Origin of the sequence: Acidocella sp., assembly GCF_036489515.1 — a bacterium.
Classification (GTDB): Bacteria; Pseudomonadota; Alphaproteobacteria; order Acetobacterales; family Acetobacteraceae; genus Acidocella.
In genome coordinates, this window is record NZ_DASXFO010000032.1 from 50,957 (window position 1) to 57,607 (window position 6,651).

7 protein-coding genes and 1 pseudogene are annotated in these 6,651 nt (G+C 64.9%); all 8 read right to left on the reverse strand.

The genetic code is table 11. The features are described 5' to 3' along the window. Positions 1-111: 111 nt before the first annotated feature. Entirely contained in the window at positions 112-894 is a 783-nt protein-coding gene (gene rpsB / locus VGG47_RS04500) for a 30S ribosomal protein S2 (protein WP_331535859.1), read from the reverse strand. 332 nt (positions 895-1,226) lie between these two features. Beyond that, complete coding sequence (gene tolB / locus VGG47_RS04505; RefSeq protein ID WP_331535861.1) at positions 1,227-2,600, reverse strand: Tol-Pal system beta propeller repeat protein TolB; 1,374 nt, start codon at positions 2,598-2,600, stop codon at positions 1,227-1,229. Between the two features lie 108 nt (positions 2,601-2,708). After that, positions 2,709-3,665 (reverse strand): hypothetical protein, encoded by a 957-nt coding sequence (locus VGG47_RS04510; protein ID WP_331535863.1) that lies wholly within the window; start codon positions 3,663-3,665, stop codon positions 2,709-2,711. A gap of 138 nt (positions 3,666-3,803) precedes the next feature. Next, on the reverse strand, positions 3,804-4,229 hold the full coding sequence (gene tolR, locus VGG47_RS04515) for a protein TolR (protein WP_331535865.1): 426 nt from the start codon (positions 4,227-4,229) through the stop codon (positions 3,804-3,806). Next, positions 4,230-4,946: a protein TolQ gene (gene tolQ, locus VGG47_RS04520; RefSeq protein ID WP_331535867.1), complete on the reverse strand. Its 717-nt coding sequence runs from the start codon at positions 4,944-4,946 to the stop codon at positions 4,230-4,232. Next, positions 4,946-5,356 (reverse strand): tol-pal system-associated acyl-CoA thioesterase, encoded by a 411-nt coding sequence (ybgC, locus tag VGG47_RS04525; protein ID WP_331535869.1) that lies wholly within the window; start codon positions 5,354-5,356, stop codon positions 4,946-4,948. Before ybgC ends, tolQ begins: the two co-directional genes overlap by 1 nt. Next, positions 5,353-6,390 (reverse strand): Holliday junction branch migration DNA helicase RuvB, encoded by a 1,038-nt coding sequence (gene ruvB, locus VGG47_RS04530; RefSeq protein WP_331535871.1) that lies wholly within the window; start codon positions 6,388-6,390, stop codon positions 5,353-5,355. The genes ybgC and ruvB overlap by 4 nt, the downstream gene beginning before the upstream one ends. Positions 6,391-6,520: 130 nt before the next feature. Next, positions 6,521-6,651: pseudogene (locus VGG47_RS04535) on the reverse strand (RuvA C-terminal domain-containing protein); the annotation flags it as partial.

Consider the following 6,651-nt stretch of genomic DNA (forward strand, 5'->3'; position numbering starts at 1 on the left):
CTCAGGGCAATGCCGGCCTGACCGGGATTCATGGAATCCCGACCGAACCGGCAATCATAAAAACATAAGGCAGGCGGGAGCCGGCTCGCCTCGCGGGAGCCGGCTCGGATTTCAGACGGCGGTCGCGGTGGTCTCGGCTTCCGCTTCCGGCAGCGCGTCGATCACCGGCTCGGCGGCAGCGCCCAGATCGGCACCGGAGGAGCCCAGCTCGGCGGAAATGCCGTCCAGCACTGCCCCAGCGACGAGGTCGCAATACAGGGTGATGGCGCGGATCGCGTCGTCATTGCCCGGAACCGGATAGGTCACGCCGGCCGGATCGGAATTGGAGTCGAGCACGGCGATGACCGGAATGCCCAGCTTGTTGGCTTCCTCGACCGCCAGCTTCTCCTTATTGGTGTCGATGATGAACAGAATGTCCGGCAGGCCGCCCATGTCCTTGATGCCGCCCAGCGCGCGCTCCAGCTTCTCGCGGTCGCGGGTGAGGTTCAGCACCTCTTTCTTGGTCAGGCCCTGGGTCTCGCCGGCCAGCAGCTCGTCCATCTGGCGGAGGCGCTTGATCGAGCCCGTGATGGTCTTCCAGTTGGTCAGCATGCCGCCGAGCCAGCGGTGGTTGACGTAATATTGGCCGCAGCGCTGCGCGGATTCGGCCACATAGTCAGCGGCGGCGCGCTTGGTGCCGACGAACAGCACGCGGCCACCGGCGGCGGTCACGTCGCGCACGGCCTTCAGGGCGCGCTCGAGCATCGGCACGGTCTGCTGCAGGTCGATGATGTGCACCTGGTTGCGCACACCGAACAGGTACGGCGCCATGCGGGGGTTCCAGCGGCGCGTATGGTGGCCGAAATGAACGCCCGATTCGAGCAGGTTGCGCAGAGAAACGTCTGGGAGTGCCATAAGTAGTACTTTCCTATAAATCCGGTTGAACCTCCGCAGGGTCAGGGCCGAAGCCACCGGACCAAGGGTTTCCCCAAGGAAAGGCACCCTGCGTGTGAATTTGCCGGCAAAAGCCGACGCGCGCCCTATCGCAAAGATGCCGGGCAAAAGCAAGTTTTCGGCCCATGAATTTTTGCGCAGGAGAGAGGGAAGCGGCCGCTTTTTAAAAAAAGCGGCGCAAAAATTTTTGGCTATGCTGGGCCATGGGCGTTGTCAGCGACAGCGCCCATGGCCCAGCATAATAAAGTTTTTTTTGCTACTTTTTGTTCACAAAAAGTAGTGCTTGCTTTTGCTTACGACAGCAGCGGGCCCCAGGATGGGTCGGACCCGTAGGTCGGGGTGTCGACCAGGCGCTCGTTGAAACCGTCGACGCCGATCGTCACCAGGCGCGAATCCTGGCCGGAACTGGTCTGCTCCTGGCGATAGAACATCAGCACACGGCCATTCGGGCAGAAGGTCGCGCCTTCGACCAGGAAGCCCTGGCTGAGAATGCGCTCGCCCGAGCCGTCCGGTTGCATCACGCCGATCGAGAAGCCGCCCTGCCCCCAGAAAGTGTAGGCGATCTGGTCGCCGCTCGGCGACCAGGTGGGCTCGGCATACTGGCCGGGGCCGAAGCTGATGCGCTTAGCGGAACCGCCGCTGGCGCTCATCACGAACAGCTGCTGGTTGCCGTCACGGTCGGAATTGAAGACGATCTGCGAACCGTCCGGCGAATAGCAGGGGGTGACGTTGATCGAGTTCGCATCGGTGAGCTCGGTCATGCCGCTGCCGCTGAGGTCGACGCGCACGATCGCCGCTCCGCCATTGCGCGACACCGACATCAGCAGCGAATTGCCATCCGGCGAGAAGCGCGGACCGATGGTCATTTCCCCGAACGAGCCGACCATCCGCTCCGCCCCGTTCTGCAGGTCGAACAGATAGACCCGCGGATGATTGTCCCGGAAGCTGACGAAGGCGAGCTGCTGGCGGGTCGGGTTGTATTCCGGCGACAGCGACATCGCCAGGCCGTCGGTCAGGAACTGGTTGTTGGCGCCGTCATAATCCATCACCGCCAGGCGACGAACCGGACTCGTCGCCCGCCCGGCGTCGGAAATGTAGGCGACGCGCGAATCGAAATAGCCCTTCTCGCCGATCATCTGCTGGTAGACCACGTCGCCGATGATGTGCGCGATGCGGCGCCAGTTGGCGGCCGTGGTGGTATAGGCGGTGCCTTGCAGCTGCTGCTGGCTGCCGACGTTCCAGAGACGGAATTCCACGCGCAGCTGGCCGCCGCCCAGGTCCGTCACCGCGCCGGTGACCACCGCCTGCGCGCCGAGAATGGTCCAGTTCGCCCAGACCGGCGTGCCGTTATTCACCGAATTGGGCACGAAGCTCGCCGGATCGATGGCGCGGAACAGGCCGGAATGGGAAAGATCGTCGCTCAGCACGCCGGTGATCTGCGCGCCGACCCCGGAGCTGTCGGTGAACGGCGCGACGGCGATGGGAATCGGCGCGTTCTGCGCCCCGGACACGTTGATGGCCGGGCCGTTATTACCACCGGCCGGCGCGCCCCCCGGGGCCGCCTGCGCATCGGCGCGCGCGCTGAAGAGCGTCGGCGCCAGCAGCGAGGCGGCGCCGACGCCGATCAGGCCGCGGCGGGAAAAGGGGGGCATTCTGAAACGCGTCATAAGCGGACCTCCTGGCAGTGGCGATTTGTCCGGGCTGAGCCCGGCATCCGATTGGTGAAAGCGCTCGTTAAAAAATGAGCGGCGGGGCTTTTTAAAGGGCTAACCAGACTATGGCGAGAAGTCGAAACTAAAAGTCTGGTTATGTCCGAGCATGTAGGAGGGCAGCGGCAGAGTCGCGCATTCGTAGTTCTCGACCGCATTGATCGCGCGTTGCGCATAGGCGTTGAAGAACGGATCGCTGAGTTTGCCCTGATCCTCCGGTGCCACCACCGCCTCACGGACCGTGCCCGTGGCGTCGGTGGTCACGGTCAGCATCACGTGAAAACCAGCCACGCCCGGCGCGCCGGCATCGATGGTCCAGCACGGCCGCACATGGTTGCCGATCGCGTCGCGGTCAGCGCCCGAAAGCCCTGAATTTGCGGTACTTTGCTTGCTGCCGCCGCCATTCGGCGCGCCGCCCTGCTCGGGGTTGTAATGCGCCGTGGGCGGCTTTGTCTGCTTCTGCAGCGCCTGCAGCTTCATCAGCGTGTTCAGCACGTTCTGGCTGAGCGGCGCCGGGGTTTTCACCACGTGCTGCTGATGCGTCGGGCTCTGCGCGGGCGCCGGCGGTTGCGGCTGCGGCGGCATCGGCAGCTTCGGCTGCACCAGCGTGCTGGTCTTGGGCTGCGGCGGTTGCGGCGGCGGGGGCGGCGGCGACGGCAGCGACGGCAGCGCCACCGGACTCTCCGTCGGCGGCGGAGGCGGCGGGGCCGGGGCCGGCGGTGTCGGCAAGGTCGGCGCGTGTTCCGGGGCCGGCGGCGGCGGCGGCGGAGGCGGGGGCGGCTGCACGATCGGCGCCGGCCGCGGCTTCTGTTCCGCCAGATGGGCGTTGTTCACGGTGGGCGTGTTGGCGGGCGCCGGCACCTTGCCGGGTGCGTTCGCCTGCTGCGGCGCGGACGGACCGACCAGGTCCACGCTCACGCTCTCATCGGCCGAGTTGTCGAGTTTGAGCGGCGGCAGCGAGATGATCGCCGCCAGCACGATCGCCAGATGGATGCTGAAAGAGATGAGCGCGCCACGGCGCATGCCCCTGTCCACGTATCTTATCCTTTTAACCGCTCAGAACGATATTGCTCGAGATCGAATCGCCGGGCGATTCGATCGAGCAATGCAATCGCTCATGCCAAAGAGGCTAGAGCATGATTGAACGAAAGCAATCATGTTCTAGTGTGGCTGCTGAGCCAGAAGAGCCACATGGCTGAAACCGCCCTGGGTGATGGTCGCCATCACCTGCAGCATGTCGCCATAGGTGACATCCTTGTCGCCGCGCACGAACACCCGCCGGTCGGGATTGTTCTGCGAGATCTGCTGCAGCGTCGCCACCAGGTTGGTCAGCTGCACCTGGCTGTTCTGCAGATAGATCTGGTCCTGGGAATTGACGGTGATGGTGATCGGCGTCGAGTCGGAATTGACCGGTCTGGCGTTGGCCTGCGGCAGGTTGACGTTGACGCCGGAGGTGATCATCGGCGCCGTCACCATGAACACGATCAGCAGCACCAGCATCACGTCGACCAGCGGCGTGACGTTGATCTCGGCCATCGGCCGGTAGCGTCGCCGCCCGTTGCCGGGCCCCATGATGCCGCCCGCCATTTATTTGCGCTCCTCGGACTGGCGCGACAGGATCGCCGAGAATTCTGCGCCGAAGCCTTCCAGCCGCGCGGCGAAGCGCGCCAGGTCATTGCTCAGCTTATTATAGGCCAGCACCGAGGGGATGGCCGCGACCAGGCCGATCGCGGTGGCGAAGAGGGCCTCGGCAATGCCGGGGGCGACCACCGCGAGATCGGTGTTGTGCATGGCGGCGATCGCCGAGAAGGAGTGCATGATGCCCCAGACCGTGCCGAACAGGCCGACGAAGGGGGCGGTGGAACCGACCGAGGCGAGGAAGATCATGTAGCGTTCCAGCCGGTCCATCTCACGCATGATGGTCACGTTCATGGCGCGGTCCACGCGCTCCTTCACCGCGGTGGTGCCGATATCGATGCCAGCGATGCGCACGGTGCGCTTCCACTCGCTCATCGCGGCGCCGAACACGGCGGCGATCGGGTTGGTGGGATCGGCGCCCTCGCGCTCATACAGGTCATCCAGGCTGCCGCCGGACCAGAAGGAATCCTCGAACTCCGTCGCCTCGCGGTTGACGCGGCGCAGCGAGATCACTTTCTCGATGATGATCGCCCACACCCAGACGCTGGCGAGCAGCAGAATCAACATCACCAGTTTGACGACGACGTCGGCTTCCAGGAACAGGCCCCAGAGCGACAGATTCGCCGAAGGTGCTGCCAGCGCAGCCGAGTTAACCGCTTGATCCACTATGTCTGTCCCTTTTCACTCTTCAACCTGCGCGCCCAGTCCGCCGGGATTCTCGCCGGCCGTCCATCCCCCAGGCGCGCGCAGCCCAGGGCCACCTCCAGCACAACCAGCGAGTCGCTGTCTCGCCAGAAATGTTGATTTATTGTCACCGTTGCGCCGCCGACCTTGGTGATCTCGGTCTCGATGCGGATTACCTCGTCCAGCCGCGCCGGGCGCTGATAATGCAAATTGACGCGATGCACCACAAACATCACGCCATGTTCAGCGACCAGCTGGGTATGCGGCGCGCCCAGGGCACGCAACGCCTCGGCCCGGGCGCGTTCGGCAAAGGCGAGATAGTTGGCGTGATACACGATGCCGCCGGCATCGGTATCCTGATAATATACCCGTAGTTCGTAGTGATGGATCAAAAATCGTCACCCAGCAGGTCGAGTTGCGGGCTGCGCGTCTGCGGCGGCTTCAAGCCCAGATGCCGCCAGCCGGGATCGCCGAGCATGCGCCCCCGGCTGGTGCGAACCAGAAAGCCTTCCTGGATCAGATAAGGTTCCACCACATCCTCCAGCGTGTCCCGCGCCTCGGCGAGCGCCGCCGCCAGCGTCTCTACCCCCACCGGCCCGCCATTATGGTGGTCGGCGAGGCGGCGCAGGTAGCGGATGTCCATCGCATCGAGGCCGAGATGATCGACGTCGAGACGGGAGAGCGCCGCGTCCGCCACGTCGCGATCAATTTTTTGTGCCCCGGCCACGGCGGCGAAATCACGGATGCGCCGTGTCAGCCGCCCCGCGATGCGTGGCGTGCCGCGCGCGCGGCGGGCGATTTCCACCGCCCCTTCCCCCGTCAGGTTCATCTCCAGCTTGCCCGCCATGCGGACGACGATGCGGGCGAGCTCCTCGGTGGTGTAGAAAATCAGGCGCAGCGGAATGCCGAAACGGTCGCGCAAAGGTGTGGCCAGCAGGCCCGAGCGCGTGGTGGCGCCGACCAGGGTGAATGGCGGCAGGTCGATGCGCACGGTGCGCGCCCCCGGCCCCTCGCCGATGATCAGGTCGAGCTGGAAATCCTCCATCGCCGGGTAGAGGATTTCCTCGATCGCCGGCTGCAGGCGGTGAATCTCGTCGATGAACAGCACGTCGCGCGGCTGCAGATTGGTGAGGATGGCCGCGAGATCGCCCGATTTCTGGATCACCGGGCCGGACGTGGCACGAAAGCCGACGCCAAGCTCCCGCGCGACGATCTGCGCCAGCGTGGTTTTGCCCAGTCCCGGAGGGCCGTGCAGCAGCACATGGTCCAACGCCTCGCCGCGGGATTTCGCGGCGGCGATGAAAATGCGCAAATTCTCCCGGCTCGCCTGCTGTCCGGTAAAATCCTCAAGCGTTTGCGGACGCAAGGAGGTCTCGGCGAAATCATCCGGGGCGCGTTCGCCGGAGAGGAGTCTGTCGTCACTCATGCGCATGTTCCTTTAAAAGGATCCTGCGCATGAGTCTCTATTCGGCGCACGGCCACGCCATCATTCCCGCGCGCACCCAACCCATGCGCACCCGAGCGCGCGACATCGAAGAGCCTGAGCGTTCTCGACGTCATTTCGCCAGCGCCTTCAGCCCGGCGCGGATCAGCACGTTAAGCGTGGCGTCCGTCCCGTGTTCCTCAGCGGCCCGGCCAAGGGCGGTTTCAGCCTCGGCGCGGCGATAGCCGAGATTGGTGAGGGCCG

Excerpts from the sequence above, each read along its gene's own strand:
- rpsB (WP_331535859.1), bottom strand. The coding sequence starts at position 894 with ATGGCACTCCCAGACGTTTCTCTGCGCAACCTGCTCGAATCGGGCGTT.
- ruvB (WP_331535871.1), bottom strand. The coding sequence starts at position 6,390 with ATGAGTGACGACAGACTCCTCTCCGGCGAACGCGCCCCGGATGATTTC.
- tolR (WP_331535865.1), bottom strand. The coding sequence starts at position 4,229 with ATGGCGGGCGGCATCATGGGGCCCGGCAACGGGCGGCGACGCTACCGG.
- VGG47_RS04510 (WP_331535863.1), bottom strand. The coding sequence starts at position 3,665 with ATGCGCCGTGGCGCGCTCATCTCTTTCAGCATCCATCTGGCGATCGTG.
- tolB (WP_331535861.1), bottom strand. The coding sequence starts at position 2,600 with ATGACGCGTTTCAGAATGCCCCCCTTTTCCCGCCGCGGCCTGATCGGC.